At 62.5% G+C, this 15094-nt stretch carries 13 protein-coding genes; 6 read left to right on the top strand and 7 right to left on the bottom strand.

Annotated features, from left to right (window positions below; translation table 11 throughout):
- Nucleotides 1-3 precede the first annotated feature (3 nt).
- Entirely contained in the window at nucleotides 4-936 is a 933-nt protein-coding gene (locus V1288_RS02180; RefSeq protein WP_334355517.1) for an NAD(P)H-binding protein, read from the top strand.
- Nucleotides 937-966: 30 nt separating this feature from the next.
- Here V1288_RS02180 and V1288_RS02185 read toward each other — a convergent pair whose 3' ends face one another.
- Nucleotides 967-1200: a hypothetical protein gene (locus tag V1288_RS02185; RefSeq protein WP_334355518.1), complete on the bottom strand. Its 234-nt coding sequence runs from the start codon at nucleotides 1198-1200 to the stop codon at nucleotides 967-969.
- A 1476-nt stretch (nucleotides 1201-2676) separates the two neighbouring features.
- Nucleotides 2677-3924, bottom strand: a complete 1248-nt coding sequence (dinB, locus tag V1288_RS02190; protein WP_334355519.1) for a DNA polymerase IV — start codon at nucleotides 3922-3924, stop codon at nucleotides 2677-2679.
- A gap of 174 nt (nucleotides 3925-4098) precedes the next feature.
- Here dinB and V1288_RS02195 point away from each other — a divergent pair, with 174 nt between their 5' ends.
- The 3 genes from V1288_RS02195 (at nucleotide 4099) to V1288_RS02205 (ending at nucleotide 6678) form a co-directional block, all read left to right on the top strand.
- Nucleotides 4099-5607, top strand: a complete 1509-nt coding sequence (locus V1288_RS02195) for an ATP-binding protein (RefSeq protein ID WP_334361169.1) — start codon at nucleotides 4099-4101, stop codon at nucleotides 5605-5607.
- A 109-nt stretch (nucleotides 5608-5716) separates the two neighbouring features.
- Nucleotides 5717-6199, top strand: coding sequence for a transcription elongation factor GreA (gene greA, locus V1288_RS02200; protein WP_334355520.1), 483 nt, complete (start codon nucleotides 5717-5719; stop codon nucleotides 6197-6199).
- Between the two features lie 206 nt (nucleotides 6200-6405).
- Nucleotides 6406-6678, top strand: coding sequence for a hypothetical protein (locus tag V1288_RS02205; protein WP_334355521.1), 273 nt, complete (start codon nucleotides 6406-6408; stop codon nucleotides 6676-6678).
- A 273-nt stretch (nucleotides 6679-6951) separates the two neighbouring features.
- On the opposite strand, the gene V1288_RS02210 is transcribed toward V1288_RS02205, so the two are convergent.
- The 5 genes from V1288_RS02210 to V1288_RS02230 are packed head-to-tail and all read right to left on the bottom strand — an operon-like array spanning nucleotide 6952 to nucleotide 12403.
- Nucleotides 6952-8517 (bottom strand): ABC transporter substrate-binding protein, encoded by a 1566-nt coding sequence (locus V1288_RS02210; RefSeq protein WP_334355522.1) that lies wholly within the window; start codon nucleotides 8515-8517, stop codon nucleotides 6952-6954.
- Nucleotides 8501-9571 (bottom strand): ABC transporter ATP-binding protein, encoded by a 1071-nt coding sequence (locus V1288_RS02215; RefSeq protein WP_334355523.1) that lies wholly within the window; start codon nucleotides 9569-9571, stop codon nucleotides 8501-8503. The genes V1288_RS02210 and V1288_RS02215 overlap by 17 nt, the downstream gene beginning before the upstream one ends.
- Nucleotides 9568-10557: an ABC transporter ATP-binding protein gene (locus V1288_RS02220; RefSeq protein ID WP_334355524.1), complete on the bottom strand. Its 990-nt coding sequence runs from the start codon at nucleotides 10555-10557 to the stop codon at nucleotides 9568-9570. Before V1288_RS02220 ends, V1288_RS02215 begins: the two co-directional genes overlap by 4 nt.
- Nucleotides 10554-11447, bottom strand: coding sequence for an ABC transporter permease (locus V1288_RS02225; protein WP_334355525.1), 894 nt, complete (start codon nucleotides 11445-11447; stop codon nucleotides 10554-10556). Before V1288_RS02225 ends, V1288_RS02220 begins: the two co-directional genes overlap by 4 nt.
- A gap of 14 nt (nucleotides 11448-11461) precedes the next feature.
- A complete protein-coding gene (locus tag V1288_RS02230; RefSeq protein ID WP_334355526.1) occupies nucleotides 11462-12403 on the bottom strand; it encodes an ABC transporter permease in 942 nt (313 codons plus the stop codon).
- Nucleotides 12404-12603: 200 nt separating this feature from the next.
- Here V1288_RS02230 and V1288_RS02235 point away from each other — a divergent pair, with 200 nt between their 5' ends.
- Together V1288_RS02235 and V1288_RS02240 are read left to right on the top strand one after the other, a co-directional pair.
- Nucleotides 12604-13644, top strand: coding sequence for a LacI family DNA-binding transcriptional regulator (locus V1288_RS02235; RefSeq protein ID WP_334355527.1), 1041 nt, complete (start codon nucleotides 12604-12606; stop codon nucleotides 13642-13644).
- The gene (locus tag V1288_RS02240; protein ID WP_334355528.1) at nucleotides 13641-15056 is read left to right on the top strand and encodes an amidase; all 1416 of its coding nucleotides are present in this window, start codon (nucleotides 13641-13643) and stop codon (nucleotides 15054-15056) included. Before V1288_RS02235 ends, V1288_RS02240 begins: the two co-directional genes overlap by 4 nt.
- Nucleotides 15057-15094 lie beyond the last annotated feature (38 nt).

Here is a 15094-nt window from a genome sequence, read left to right on the forward strand (position 1 = left end):
TCGATGGAGAATGTGAACGGTCGCATCCAGACAGATAAACTTGTCGTCGTGTTTGGCGGGACCGGCTTTCTTGGACGCCGAGCAGTCTGGCATCTACGCAGGCGCGAGTTTTCCGTTCGTGTTGCGTCGAGACGTCCCGATCGAGGCCGGGAGCTGTTTGGGTCCAACGATTCCCGTATTGAATCGATCGAAGCGAACATACACAGCGAGCCGTCAATCGCTAGAGTTGTTGCCGGCGCTTATGGCGTGGTGAATGCAGTTAGTCTTTATGTCGAGCGTGGACGGGAGACGTTCCATTCCGTACATGTCGAAGCTGCTCGCCGCATAGCGGCGCAGGCGCAACAAGCTGGAGTCGAGCGGCTCATACACATTTCTGGAATCGGCTCCGACGCGACCTCGTCATCGCTCTATATCCGCAAACGCGGCGAGGGCGAGGCGGCAGTCCGCGCAGCATTTGCCGGCGCGATCGTCGTTCGTCCGGCGGTAATGTTCGGCCCGGATGATACGTTCATTACCACTATAATCGCGCTCCTCCGGCGCTTCCCCGTTTATCCAGTGTTCGGGCAAGGACTGACGAGATTGCAGCCGGCCTACGTAGAGGACGTGGGAGAAGCCATTGCGCAGGTAATGCAAGGGTCTGAAACGGGTGCCACCTTCGAGTGCGGCGGCCCGCGCGTCTATTCTTACAAGGAGCTCGTCAGCACCCTCGCGCGCGAAGCCGGAGTTAAACCTATGCTTCTTCCCGTTCCCTTCGCCGCATGGCATGCATTGTCGCGGATTTTGGCAATATTGCCGAGGCCGCCAATTACTCGTCATCAAGTAGCGCTTATGCAAGTCGACAATCTGCAGTCGCCGGAGATGCCGGGATTTGAACAGCTTGGAATTTCACCGCGTGCGGTCGAGGAAATCATCCAGACCATGCTGAGAGGCCAGTAAACGCGCCCGACCCCACATAACTTGCCGGGGCTAGATTCGGTCGCGTAGACCCTTAACGCCTTCGCCTTCGGCGCAATGCTCGCAACAATAAAATGTGCCCCCCTTCTCCAGGCCATGCCCGACGATGCGGATTCCGCAATGATCGCAGGTTGGCGCGAGCGCATGAATGGCGCATTCGAAGCTATCAAAGGTATGCGCCTTGCCGCTCATCGTGACCTGAAACGCCTTGTCGTAGTCGTTGCCGCAGGTTTCGCATGTAGCCATGATGGTCCACCTTTTGCCGTTGTGTCGCAGATGTATATTGAAGTCTGCAAACGGCATCCGGTTCCAACAGCGGGGACTGCCAAACTTCGGTCAGAGAACACAAAGACCATTTCAGCGTATCGGATGGTTATATCCTGGAGGGCGTCTCCATTTCCGTGATCGATTTGGTTGATATGGGTCAGTCGGCGGGAAAGCGAATGTCGATCGGCTGCCCTGCGCCGGTTGGCCGATCGGCGGATCGTGAGACATTTGTGAAGGGGGCTGACACAGCAATAAGCCGGCACCGGCCGCCGTGATGGAAGCCAAGAATTGAATATCCGGCCGTTGTGCAGGATCCTGCGCGACTGCTGCTGCCTCATATTGAAGTCTTGCATTGCAAGCGCAGCTCGGGAGAGCATTGAAGCGCCCGCACGCATCGTGACGCATACAGGCAGCGTCTAACGCATCAACAGGCCGAGTTCCTGGCCTACTACCCGGGCCACAATAATTCCCATGAAATAACAACCCGCCTTGATGGCCGTCGCCGGCAACCGATTGCCTGGCATGAAATTCCCCAGATCGAGCATCCGCCACTGAGATCAGAACCACGCAGGCGCAAAGGACAAAAACCACGCACGAGCGTTCCAGCCGGAAATACATGGAATTAGACCTTGTCATGCGAGCCAACCAAAGTTGTGACCCGCTGGAAAATTCATTGAAGGCATAATGTTCAGGACGTGCACCAGTTCCAAATGCAGTGGAGCCAGCGGCAAGGCCGCCGATGATCTTTCCGACAGGTCGAGCCGCAGCTCCGGCATCTGATCGTAAACCCTGCGCAAGGCCGGCGTCAGGGGACCTTTTGCGAGGTACGGCGTTACTCTTGAGGGCACTATGGAGGAATAGTCATGCCAGAGCGACGAACGGTGAAGAAAGCCCGGCAGGACAAGCGCGCGGGCAAATCAACCACCACTCAGGCGGGCGAATTCGTGCATGAGGAGATCCGCAAGGTTCGCCGCGGCGAACATGGGGCGAGGTCGCCGCAGCAGGCCATTGCCATTGGCCTATCCAAAGCGAGGCGCGCAGGCGTTGCTCTTCGCCCGCCACGGAAAGGGAAGGCCAAGGCGAGCACCCGCAAGAGCGCCGAATACGCCTATGAGGCAGGCCAGGGCAAGCGAAAGCCCCGACGCAGGCCGCGCGTCTCGCGCGCCGTGTCGCGGGTCCTTAAGGGCGAACCGCGCAGCACGGCATCGCGCGCGGCGCTGTCGAAACAAACGCGGCGTGCCGCCTCGCGCCGCACTGCCTCTGCTCGTTCTGCCGCAGCCAAGAAAGCCGTAAAGACAAAAGGCACTGCTGGCCGCTCTGCCGCAGCCAAGAAGGCAGCGCGAACCAGAGCGCGTCGCCGACGATAGCGTGAGCTGGCTTGGTCCTTGCCTGACCCTGTCGCGCGATACTCCCTGGTGCACCATAAACACGCATCTCGGACGCATGCAGTGACGGTTACAGGTCCTTTTCGGCGAGCTCGCGAAACGCGTCGGGAACGGAACGAGACATGCCCAGCGCCACCGAGCCGTATCCAATCGCATCCCATCCGAAGCGATCGCGGATCTTATCGACGGCACGGTCGGCGGCCGATCGTGCCATGCCTATCTTGGTGCCGGGACAGCGGCGTTCATCTTGAAGTCCAAGCGGAAGTTCAAGCTCCAGATCCCAGTGCTCTTCGAGATGCGATACAGAGATCGCCAGGAGCGAGATGGTCGTCTCATCCGGATGTTCTGCGAGGACCGCGCGCACAAGATCTTCAGCAATCTCGGCGAGGATCACGGTCGCGGAAATCGGCGCGCCGAGCGTTACCGACCGGGTGACCGAATTTAGATTGGCGAAGCGAACGCGGACCGTCACGGTTCGGCCAGGCCTGGATTTAGCGCGGAGCCGGCTGCCGATTCGGTCCGCGAGGTGGAACAGGGTTGGTCGAAAAACTTGCGCTTCTGCCGGCTTCCTGCCAATTGCCGATTGCGCTCCTGCCGATCGAGCCCGGCGGTGAGCCTTGATTTCTCGTCGATCGCGATTCCATGCCAGCGCTGCAAGTTTCTCTCCTGCCGCGGGACCGAGCAACCGCTCAAGCGACCATCCCGGTGTCTTTGCCAGTTGCCCGATAGTCAGCACGCCTATCTCGGCGAGCCGCGCCTTCGTGACCGGACCCACTCCCCACATCAGCTCGACGGGCAAGCGGTGAAGGAATTTCAGCTCGGTGTCGGGATCGACGACCACCAGCCCGTCGGGCTTGGCCACTTGCGAGGCAATTTTTGCCAGATGCTTGGTGCGCGCCACACCGACCGAGATCGGAAGGCCAAGCTCGGTGCGCACGCGCTGGCGGATTGCCCGCGCAATTTCGGCAGGCGCACCGAAGAGATGGGTGCAACCCGCAACGTCAGCAAAGGCCTCGTCAATGGAAATCCGTTCCACCAGCGGCGTGAAATCGCCGATCACTTTGATGGCGGCGTCGCCCAGCCGTTGGTATTCACTAAAATGCCCACCGACAAAGATGAGTTGCGGGCAGAGTTCGCACGCTTGCCGTCCCGGCATGCCGCCGCGGACCCCGAAGGCCTTGGCCTCGTAAGAAGCGGCAAGCACAACCCCACCACCGACGGCAATGGGTTTGCCGCGCAACGAAGGGTCAAGCAACTGCTCGACCGAGGCATAGAAAGCATCCAGGTCCGCATGGAGGATGGTGGCCGTCGTTGCCATCCCGACCGTTCGCCCGTGGTGTTTCGAAGAGGTCTCGCTGAGAGAACATAATGAGAACAAGAGCGGCGAGTGTCAAGAGATCGGGGAATGAATGCGCAGGTCGGCCATGGGCGCTCGACGGGCTGCGATCAGGTTGTTAAGCCCGCCTCCGCTAAGGAGACTTTGAGTCGAGACATGACCGTTGCGATCGAGATGGGACACACGACGGCAGGCGCTCCGGCTACTCTGGACCTTGAGGAACTGCTGGCGACGCGCCTGCTGGTGCAGGGCAATTCAGGCTCCGGCAAATCCCACCTGCTGCGCCGGCTGCTGGAACAAAGTGCCCCCTGGGTGCAGCAGACCATCATCGACCCCGAAGGCGACTTCGTGGCACTTGCGGACCGTTTCGGCCACCTGCTGATCGATGCCGAGGACCATACCGAGCGGGGCCTGCAGGTCGCCGGCGAGCGCGCGCGCATCCATCGCGTCTCCACGGTGCTCAACCTCGAGGGGCTCGACGCCGAGAACCAGATGCGGCGCGCCGCCGCCTTCCTCGCCGGGCTTTTCGAGGTCGCCCGCGACCACTGGTACCCGATGCTGGTGGTGGTGGATGAGGCGCAGCTCTTCGCGCCGGCAGTCGCCGGCGAGGTTTCGGACGAGGCGCGCAAACTCTCGCTCGGCGCCATGACGAACCTGATGTGCCGTGGCCGCAAGCGCGGGCTGGCCGGGATCATCGCCACCCAGCGACTGGCAAAGCTCGCCAAGAACGTCGCGGCCGAGGCGTCCAATTTCCTCATGGGCCGAACCTTTCTGGATATCGACATGGCGCGCGCCGCCGACCTTCTGGGCATGGAGCGGCGACAGGCAGAGGCCTTCCGGGATCTGGAGCGCGGGCAATTCATGGCGCTGGGACCAGCCCTCTCCCGCCGTCCGCTGGGCCTGCGCATTGGTCCAACGGAGACCACGCCGCGCAATGCGACCCCGCGCCTGATGCCTCTGCCGGAAGCGACACCGGACGCGCGCGCCATCATCCTGGCAGCGCCGCCGCCCGAGAATAATCGGCCCCAGCGCCGGTCGCCGCCAGACCTCCTCGGCCAGCTCATGGCGGCGAAGTCAGCGGCGCTGGAGGCCCGTCCCGAAACAGTCGAGCAGCCACTCAGCGCTGAGGAACTGGCAGAGCGGCGTGAGCGAGTGGACCGTATTCTGCGCGCCGTCATGGCGGAACCCGACGCGGGATTCCGCGCCATCGGCGTCCTCTATCAGGAGTTCGTGGTCCGCTGCCGAATTGAGGGCCTCGGTTCGGCCGTGCCGGACCTGGGTGACTTCCGTCGCATGCTGACACGCGCCCGCGCCGGGCTCGGCTCCGATATGGCAGAGAATGACGGGTGGCAGGATGTTTCGGTCCGCGCCTCACTTCTGCCGGAGGATATGCAGGGCGTCTTCATGATGATCGCTCGCGCCGCGAAGGAAGGTTGGCCCTGCCCGGGCGATGCAGCGATTGCGCGCGCCTATGGCTCACATTCGTTGCGCCGTGCACGGCGTCTGCTGACCTACATTGAGGAACAGGGCCTCATCGTTTGCCAGCTTGACGGTGCCGGTCGGCGGATCGTGACGCTCGTCGAACTGGCCTGGGCGACGGCACCGGGCGACCCCAATGCCGAGGAACTGCCGGCGGAGCAAGGCTGCAGCAGTTCGGCTCCGTGATATATGATACGCAAAAGTCGCTGAGCGCTGCGCTACATTTCCTTTTGACGAGTCCGCGCTCTTGTCGCCGACCGCTTTTTGCATATCTCGCTTAAGAGGAGTTCTCAGCTTGAGCGTTGCATTCACCAAGGAAGATAGTGCCGAAACTGCGTCGGAGACTTTGCTTCCCGACCGCCCGGTTTCACCGCATCCGAACCTTGTTACGGAAGCGGGATTAAAGGCTCTGGAATTTCAGCTCCAGCAGGCTCGCGAGGCATACGAGACCGCGCAGACGATCGAAGACGTGAATGAACGACGGCGGCAAGCGGCTACCCCCTTGCGTGATGCGCGCTACTTTGCGGCGAGAGTCCGGACGGCCCAGGTCATCCCCAATCCGACGTCGACTGACACTGTCGCCTTTGGCAACACGGTGACCTTCAGGCGCGACGATGGGCGCGTACAAAAATATCATATCGTTGGAGAAGACGAAGCGGACCCCAAGGCCGGTTCGATTTCCTTCGTATCACCGGTGGCAAGGCTTCTGATGGGCAAAGCTGTTGGGGACCTCGTTGGTACGTCCGGTCAGGAGCTTGAGATCATTGCGATCTCCTAGCACCCTTCCGCACCGGAATGGATCCGGGACCGGCTATTCGCCGAGCGGATTTACAAGACATTCCCTAAAATCGATTGGACGAACAGGCTGGGCGGCGCAAGCCAAATACAAGTCAAGTATCAGTTGCATCGGCGTCCCTTCCAGAAAGGTACAGGTTGCTGCAAGCTGCTTATGTTGCCCGCGATTCGTAGATCTCTTGAGGACCCATGAACGAGACTTTGATATCCGCCTGTATGCTGTTTCTCGTTCCAGCAACGCTGTTGTTCGGCGCTTTAGGCGTCGCGAACTCGTCCTTCCTCAAGATGCTGGTCTGCCTGCTTGGCGTGGCCACGACAGGAATATGGCTTTACCGGATATGGTGGTGGACAAACCTGTCTTTGATTGATCGCAGAACGGCGCTTGGTCTCGCAGGCATGTTTGCATGCGCCTGGCTGGTGACATTCCTGGTGCAGTTGAAGAATGTGTTCTCGCCGCGCTGACTGACTCCGTTTTGATGAAATCAGTCAGCTATCGGACTCTACTCCTGCTCAGCCACAAGGCGAATTCGCCCTGCCCCAAACAATTCAGCGGGACGGAGCACACCGTCCGAGATGTCGCCGGACTAATCTGACTTCGCGAGGCCCAGCGCTGCGCAGCGCAGAAGACCGCAACCTGCCGCAGGATTGGATGCTGCCGATTCCGGTCGGGCGCGCAAAGGCAATGAAGCCGACCGACCTGAGCGTCGCGAAACTCGACGCCCAGGTCTGTAAGCATCACTTCTTGGCGATGTTCCAATAGACCGGGACCGCCGCCTTCAAGATGCCGTCGACGTTGCTGCGCGCTGCCCGCACCAGGTAAAGCTGCGCCGCCGGCCAGTAGGGCACATACTCCACTGCCCGGAGTTGGAGTTCGGTCGCGATTTTCTTCTTCTGCTCGGGGTCGGTCGCCAGCGCGAAGTCGCTGCGCAGCTTCTCGATCTTCTCGTCGCAGGGCCAGCCGAACCATGCCTTCGCACAGTTGGCGCGAAGGCCGAGATGTCCCACCGGCTCGAACATGTCCGCGCCCGTCGGCCCCGACATGAAAAGCGACCAGCCTCCCTTGTCGACAGTCTCCTTCGAGGCGCGGCGTCCGACCAGAGTGCCCCAGTCCATCGCCTGCGGTTCGACCTTGAGACCGATCTGCCGCATCAGCTGCTCGGCGACGAGGCTGAACGTATTGGTCGGGCCGCTTTCAGTGGCATGCAGCACCACGACCGGCGTACCATCATATCCACTCTCGGCGATCAGCTTCTTGGCCTTCTCGATATCCGGCTTCACCCAGCCGTCTGCCGTGAAGTAGGGTGATGAGCACATGAAGAAGCTCGGGCAGTTCTTGTAGAGTTTTGGATCGCTGACATAGGCCCGCGCGAACTTCTCCTGATCGGTCATGTAGCTGATCGCCTGACGGACCTTCTGGTTGTTGAAGGGCGGCACCGCGGTATTCATGCGGAACACCATCTGCATGCCCAACGTATCCTGCGGCATGGTCTTGATGTCGGGGTTGCCCGCGAGCGTCGGCAAGAAGTCCGGCGGAACCTCCTCGAAGAGATCGATCTCACCCGCCTGCAGTGCGTTGAGCGCGGTCTGCGCATCCGGAATGTAGTGCCATTCGACGCGATCGACCTTGGCGATCTTGCCACCGGCCAGGCCGTTCGCCGGCTCCAGCCGCGGCTTGTAAGTCGGGTTCTTCACATAGACCACCTTGGAGCCCGGGGCCCACTCGTCCTTCTTCATGATGAAGGGACCCGACCCGGTCGCATCGGTGATCGCGGTATCGGCCGGCGCTGCGGCGATTGCCTTCGGCATGATGAACGGCACGTTGGAGCTCGGCTTGCTGAGCGCCTCGATCACCAGGCCCCACGGACGCTTGAGATTCAGCTCGAAAGTCTTGTCGTCCTTGGCGGTCAGGCTGTCGCTGACGGAGGCAAGCTGCTGGCCGAGGCCGTCGCGCTGCCACCAACGCTTCAACGAAGCGACCGCATCTTCCGAGGTCACCGGCTGACCGTCGCTGAAGGTCAGGCCACCGCGTAGCGTGAATATGTAGGTGAGCTGATCATTGCTGACTGACCACGCTTCAATCATCTGCGGCTGTGCGGCCAGTTGCTCGTCCAGCGAGAACAGCGTGTCGTAGACCATGTAGCCGTGGTTGCGCACCATATAGTCGGACGTGATGACGGGATCGATCTGCTTGAGATCACCGAACGGCCGGATCTTCAGAACCGTCTCGGCAAAGGCGGGCGACATGGCACCCAACAAGCCTGCCGCAACAACGACGGCAAACAGTCTATTCGGCGGTTTCATTTTGGTACTCCTCCCGTTTCACTGTTTTTGAACGACTGCGATGTCTTCGGCCGCGCTGGAGCGCGAGACGTTCGGTGGCGGCAGTGATTGCGAATGATGGCAGGCGACGAAGTGGCTGGGGCGCGATCTCGGTCATCGGCGGCGCCTGCTGCGCGCAGATGTCCGTGGCGAAGGGACAGCGCGTCCGGAAACGGCAGCCCGAAGGCAACGCAGCAGCGCTCGGTATCTCCCCTTCGAGTGGCGAACGGCGGCGGCGATTGCGCGGATGGGTCACAGGCACGGAGTCGATCAGTGCGCGCGTATAAGGATGCGCAGGCGCGCCGAACATCGCCTCTGCCGGCGCCTGCTCAACGATGGCGCCGAGATACATCACCGCGACGTCGTCGGCGAGATAACGTACCACGGACAGATCGTGCGAGATGAAGAGATAGGAAATTCCGATCTCCCGCTGCACCTCCTTCAACAGATTGAGGATCTGCGAGCGGATCGATACGTCGAGCGCGGCGACGGCCTCGTCGGCGACGATCAGCGACGGCTCTGCCGCCAGCGCCCGGGCGATGCCGAGGCGCTGGCGTTGCCCGCCCGATAGATGATGCGGCAGACGGGAATGGAAATGCTGCGGCAGACCGACCTGATCGAACAAGCGCAAGACCTTGCGCTGGCGCGAGGCGGCATTGCCGATGCTGAAGTTCAGGAGCGGCTCCTCGACGATCTCGGCGGCCGTCATGCGCGAATTGAGACAGGCGAACGGATCCTGGAATACCATCTGGATCTGCTGGCGCTTGCGCCGCAGCGTCTCGCCGGCCAGGTCAGCAAAATCCTCGCCGTTGACGCGGACAGAGCCGGCGGTCGGTTTCAAGAGACGCACGACCAGCCGGCCGATCGTCGTCTTGCCGCAGCCGCTCTCGCCGACGAGACAGAACGTGCGGCCGCGTTCGACCACGAAGCTGACGTCGTCGACAGCCCGCAGTTCGCGTCGGCCGAAGAGTCCGAACGGACCTTTCTGCGATGTGAAGACCTGCGTCAGGCGGGAGACTTCCAGCACCGCGCTCATGCCGTCATCTCCTCGTCAATCCTGCCAAGCCAGCAGGCCGCCTGATGCGGGCCTGCGCCAGCCAGCGGCGGTGTTTCAGAATGACAGACCGGCATGGCAGCGGCGCAGCGTTGACGGAAGGAGCAACCCGTTCCGAGCGACGCCGGACTCGGGACATTGCCCGGAATTTCCGCGAGACGATCCCGACTGCCGCTGTTGAGCTGCCGGATCGCGCCGAGCAGGCCGCGCGTATAGGGATGCGCCGCGCCGTCGAAGAGATCGTTGACGCTTGCCTGCTCCACGACGCTGCCGGCGTAGAGCACGACGACCCGATCGGCCATTTCAGCGACCACGCCCAGATCATGCGTAATGAGCAGCACCGACGTGCCGAACTCGCGTCGAAGATCGTCGATCAGCGTCAGGACCTGCGCCTGGATGGTGACGTCGAGCGCTGTCGTTGGTTCGTCGGCGATCAGCAAGGCCGGACGAAGCGCCAGCGCCATGGCGATCATCACCCGCTGCCGCATGCCGCCGGAGAGCTGGTGCGGAAACTCCTCCGCCCGCCGCCGCGCATCCGGAATGCGTACGAGGTCGAGGAGTTGCAGCGCCTGCCGCAGCCCGTGGGCTTCTGAGACGCCGCGGTGTTCGACGATCACCTCGGCGATCTGCTGACCTATCCGCTGCAGCGGATTGAGCGATGTCATCGGCTCCTGGAACACCATGGCGACGCGGTCACCGCGCAGCCGCCGCATTTCTTCGGCGCGAAGCGAGACAAGATCACGCCCCTCGAAAAGGATTCGGCCGGAGGAGACCTGCATGACCTTGCGGTTGAGCAGGCCGATGATGGACAGCGCCGTCAGACTCTTGCCGCAGCCGCTTTCACCGACCAGGCATAGCGTTTCGCCCGGATCGATTGAGAAGGAGACATTGCGGAGCAACGAAATTGGAACGGCTCCCGCATTGAGTGTGACCCCGAGATCCTCGACGGACAGAAGCGGAGCGCTCATCGCACTTCACCTGCCTGCAGGCTCGGGTCGAGCAGGTCGCGCAGCGCATCACCAAGGAGATTGGCGGCAAGCACAGTGACGGCAAGCATCAGTGCGGGAAAGCCGAGAATCCACGGCGCTATTTGCAGGAACTGCCGTCCCTCTGACATCATGTTGCCCCAGCTCGGCACATCAGGCGGCGTACCCGCACCGAGGAAGGACAGGATCGATTCCAGGATCATCGCCGACGCAAAGACATAGGTCGTCTGCACTATGATCGGCCCCGCCGCGCCGGGCAGGATGTGCCGGCGAAGGATTGTCGTTGCGCGCCCACCGCACGTGATCGCCGCCTCGACATAGACGCGCTCGCGCAATGTCAGCACGCTCGCGCGCACCACGCGCGCCATACGCGGAATTTCCGGCACGCTGATCGCGGTGACAATCACGAAGGGCGAGGCTCCGATCAATGCGACGAGCGCGATCGCGAGCAGGATCGCAGGGATCGCCATGACGGCATCCATGACCCGCATGGCTACCGTGTCGACCGCGTGGAAATAGCCGGCGATGACACCGATGGTCACGCCGACGAGGGTTGTGACAACGGCAACGGCAATCCCGACCCAAAGCGACACGCGCGTTCCCCACAGCGCGCGGGCGAAAACCGAACGACCGGCCTGATCGGTGCCGAACGGCTGATCGAGCGATGGTGAGCTCAGCCGACCAAGCGGATCGAGCGCAGCCGGATCCGAGGTGATCCAGGGGCTCACCAGAGCGAGCGCGCCGAAGGCGAGAAGCAGGCCGCAACTCGCGGTCAACATCGGCTGGCGCAGCGGGAATCTTGCGATGCGGCCGAGCCGGTCGCTGCCGATATCCGGCTTCTCGAGCCCGCCTGCCGTCGAGGTGATTGTCATCTGCCGCTGTTCCATCAGTACCGGATCCGCGGATCGACGACGGCATAGAGGATGTCGACCGCGAGATTCACAACGACATAGACCCCGGCGAAAAGCAGGATGAGCGCCTGCACCACAGGATAGTCGCGCCGAAGGATCGAGTCGGCGGTGAGCCGGCCGAGACCCGGAATGCTGAACACTGTTTCGGTGACGACGACGCCGCCGAGCAACGCCGCGAACCCAATGCCGACGACCGTGATGATCGGCACGGCGGCGTTGCTGAGCACGTATCGCGAAATGATCTTGCGCCCGGCGAGCCCCTTAGCGTGTGCGGTGCGAACATAGTCCTCGCGCAGGACTTCCAGCACCGCCGCGCGCGTAACCCGCGCGATCAATGCGATATAGAGGAAGGACAGGGAGATCGCCGGCAGCACGAGCGAGTGGAACGAGCCCAAGACGCCCTGGGACAGCGGCCTGTAACCCTGCACCGGAAACCAGTGCAGGCCGAGCGCCAGTGTGTAGACGAGAACAAACGCGACAACAAAGACAGGCACCGAGAAGCCGAGCACGGCGCCAGCCATTGTCAAGCGTGCAACGAACCCCTTAGGACGATAGGCAGCCACCAGACCGAGCGGGACCGCGACGAAAACCGCGATCGTAATCGTCATTAGCGAGAGGATCAGCGTCGGCTCGATGCGCTGCGCGACGAGCTGCGAAACCGGGATACGGCTGAACAGCGACAGGCCGAAATCACCGCTCAGCATGCGCCCCACCCAGGTAAGGAACCGCGGCAGCATCGGCAAATTAAGCCCGAGCGCCTGGCGCACCGCCTCCACCTGCTGCGGCGAAGCAAAGTCACCGGCAATGAGCACCGCCGGGTCGCCGGGTGCCAGACTCAGCAACAGGAAGACGAACACCGCGACCGCGAGCAGCACGGGAACGGCTGCGAGCAACCGGCCCAGGACATAACCCGTCACGCCGCACCCTCAGGCCCGCAAATAGAGCCGAGCCGTCTCAAGCAAAGCCCGCTCCTCACCATTTCCTCCGTTGTTAAACGTTTTTTCAAGTAAGAAAGCCCTCATATCATTCGCGATGCCCTCCAGGCAAGCGGCAAAATCGGACTTGTCGGCTGCAAATTGAGCCGATAAGAAAACGTTTAACAGGAAAAGAGGAGCCGATGTCCGCAGGGCCTTTGCCCACCATCCACGAGGTCGCGCGGCTGGCCGGCGTTTCAGTCGCCACAGTATCGAAGACGCTTAACCGCTCGGGCAAAGTGAGCGAGGTTCTGCAGGAACGCGTCAACGCCGCGGTGCAGAAGCTCGGTTATGCACCGCATGCCAGTGCGCGCAGCTTGCGGAGCGGCGCTACGCGCATCCTCGGCCTGCTCGTTGCGGACCTCGCCAATCCCTATTTCTTGAGGCTGGTCGAGAACATCGAACGGCTTTCGAGCGCCGCCGGTTATTCGGTCATTCTCTGCAACAGCGCCGAAGATCCGGGACGGGAGGAGCGGCACTTGGCGATGCTGCTGTCGCAGCGTGCCGACGGCGCCATCGTCATTCCGACGCGCCGCGGCTGGAGCGGGCGCCTCGCTGCGCTATCGAGCCTGCCGATGCCCGGCATCCTCGTCGACCGGCGGATCGAGGGGCTCGATCTTGATTCAGTCACCACGGACAACGTTACGCTCGGGCGGCTGGCGGCGGAACATCTCCACGATTTCGGCCATCGGCGCGTCGCCGTGATCATGGGTTCACCCGAGCATCAGATCGCACGCCATCGGTTGGATGGCTTTCGGACAGGGTTCGCCGAACGCGGCGTGACGCTGGACGAGCGGCTGATCGAGAAGAACAACTTTTCGGAAATGGCCGGCCATGCGGCTGCTCTTCGGCTGCTGTCGCGCTCCAAGCGGCCGACCGCGATCTTCGCGACGAACAACCATCTGGCTCTCGGGCTGCTGCGCGCCGTCGGCGAACGCGGCCTGTCCATTCCAGACGAGATTTCCGTCATCGCCGTCGACGATCTGCCCTGGGCCGGCCTCGTGCGCCCTGGCATGACCGTCGTGACCCAGCCGTCCGAGGCAATCGCCGAGGCAACCGTTTCAACCCTCCTGAGACGGATTTCCGAAGGCCGGTCCGGCAAGGACGATAACGGGCGATCGATCCAATTGCAGCCGGCGCTCGTGGTGCGCGGCTCCACCGCCGCCATCCGGAAGCAGCCATGAACGATCTGTCCATTCCCGCGCCGTCCGTCGGCATTCTCGATCTGTCGGCCGTCGAGGCGATCGCGGAAATCCGCAAAGGCCATCTGTCGCCGCTCGACGTCGTCGACGCTGCTATCGACAGGATCGAGGCAACAGATGCTGCGATCAACGCGATACCCGTCCGCTGCTTCGATGCTGCCCGCTCCGCGGCGCGCCGCTTGATGGACAAGGCGGCTGGCGGTGAAGGCTGGCCTCTGCTTTGCGGACTGCCGCTTGCGGTAAAGGACAATGCGGATGTTGCCGGCGTGCCTACCAGTGGCGGCAGCCTACTGACCGCAGGTCGTGTCCCCGATGTCTCGGATCCGACCATCGACCGTCTGCAGCGCAACGGCGCGATCGTCATCGGCAAGAGCAATCTATCGGAACTCGGCGGCGCCAACACGACCAATGCCCTGTTCGGCGCGACCCGCAATCCGTTTTTCCCCGAGCTGACGTCGGGTGGTTCCTCCGGCGGCTCCGCGGCAGCCCTTGCGGCACATCAGGTCTATCTCGGCCACGGCAATGATGTCGGCGGCAGCCTGCGCACGCCGGCCGCCTTCTGTGGTGTGGCGGGTCTAAGGCCGACGCCTGGCCTCGTAGCGCGCAAGCCGCTGGCCGATCCCTTCGACACCATCTTCGTCGAGGGACCGATGGCCCGGACGATCGCCGATCTCGCATTGATGCTGGATGCGATGACCGGATTCCATGCCGCCGATCTCATATCGCGCGAGAAAAAGCATATGTCGTTCCAGAACGCGGCAGCACGACCTAACTGGGCGGCACGGGTCGCGGTTTCCGAGGACCTTGATCTTCTCCCGGTCGCCGGTGACATCCGATCGGGCTTCGGCCGCGCGATCGACCGGCTGCGACGCGCCGGTTGCGCGATGACCGAGGCTGCTCCCGACCTCTCCGGTGTGCCCGGTGTCATCCGCGCGCTCCGCGGCCTCGCCTACCTTGCGACCTGGGGCAAGCATTGGCCGCAATCGCGCGCGCGCTTCACGCCTGAGGTTGCCGGCGACATCGGCTATGGCGAAAACCTGTCCGCCGCTGACATTGCAGGCGCGATGGCGGACCGGGCGGCGCTGTATCGGCGCGCCATGAGCTTCTTTGCGGATTTCGATATCCTGATCTGTCCGACCACACAGGTCACGCCATTCCCCGTCGACGTCCGCTGGCCGACCGAGATCGATGGTCGGGCGTCCGAGACCTATATCGACTGGATCATGATCACTTACGTCTGGTCCATCCTTGGATGCCCCGCACTTGCAGTTCCGGCCGGCCGTGATCGAGATGGCATGCCGGTTTCGTTGCAGATCGTCGGATCTCCGCACAGCGAGGAGCGGCTTCTCTCCTTTGCCGCCCGCATCGAGCAGGAGTTCGACACTCGATCATGACGATGAGCCCCTCTGCAAGCCGCGCACGCTTGGTTCCA

It is taken from the genome of Bradyrhizobium sp. AZCC 2176, from assembly GCF_036924645.1.
Taxonomy (GTDB): Bacteria; Pseudomonadota; Alphaproteobacteria; order Rhizobiales; family Xanthobacteraceae; genus Bradyrhizobium.

Coding starts and splice junctions, on each gene's coding strand:
- V1288_RS02180 (WP_334355517.1), top strand. CDS start 4: ATGGAGAATGTGAACGGTCGCATCCAGACAGATAAACTTGTCGTCGTG.
- V1288_RS02185 (WP_334355518.1), bottom strand. CDS start 1,200: ATGGCTACATGCGAAACCTGCGGCAACGACTACGACAAGGCGTTTCAG.
- dinB (WP_334355519.1), bottom strand. CDS start 3,924: ATGGCAACGACGGCCACCATCCTCCATGCGGACCTGGATGCTTTCTAT.
- V1288_RS02195 (WP_334361169.1), top strand. CDS start 4,099: ATGACCGTTGCGATCGAGATGGGACACACGACGGCAGGCGCTCCGGCT.
- V1288_RS02205 (WP_334355521.1), top strand. CDS start 6,406: ATGAACGAGACTTTGATATCCGCCTGTATGCTGTTTCTCGTTCCAGCA.
- V1288_RS02210 (WP_334355522.1), bottom strand. CDS start 8,517: ATGAAACCGCCGAATAGACTGTTTGCCGTCGTTGTTGCGGCAGGCTTG.
- V1288_RS02215 (WP_334355523.1), bottom strand. CDS start 9,571: ATGAGCGCGGTGCTGGAAGTCTCCCGCCTGACGCAGGTCTTCACATCG.
- V1288_RS02220 (WP_334355524.1), bottom strand. CDS start 10,557: ATGAGCGCTCCGCTTCTGTCCGTCGAGGATCTCGGGGTCACACTCAAT.
- V1288_RS02225 (WP_334355525.1), bottom strand. CDS start 11,447: ATGACAATCACCTCGACGGCAGGCGGGCTCGAGAAGCCGGATATCGGC.
- V1288_RS02235 (WP_334355527.1), top strand. CDS start 12,604: ATGTCCGCAGGGCCTTTGCCCACCATCCACGAGGTCGCGCGGCTGGCC.
- V1288_RS02240 (WP_334355528.1), top strand. CDS start 13,641: ATGAACGATCTGTCCATTCCCGCGCCGTCCGTCGGCATTCTCGATCTG.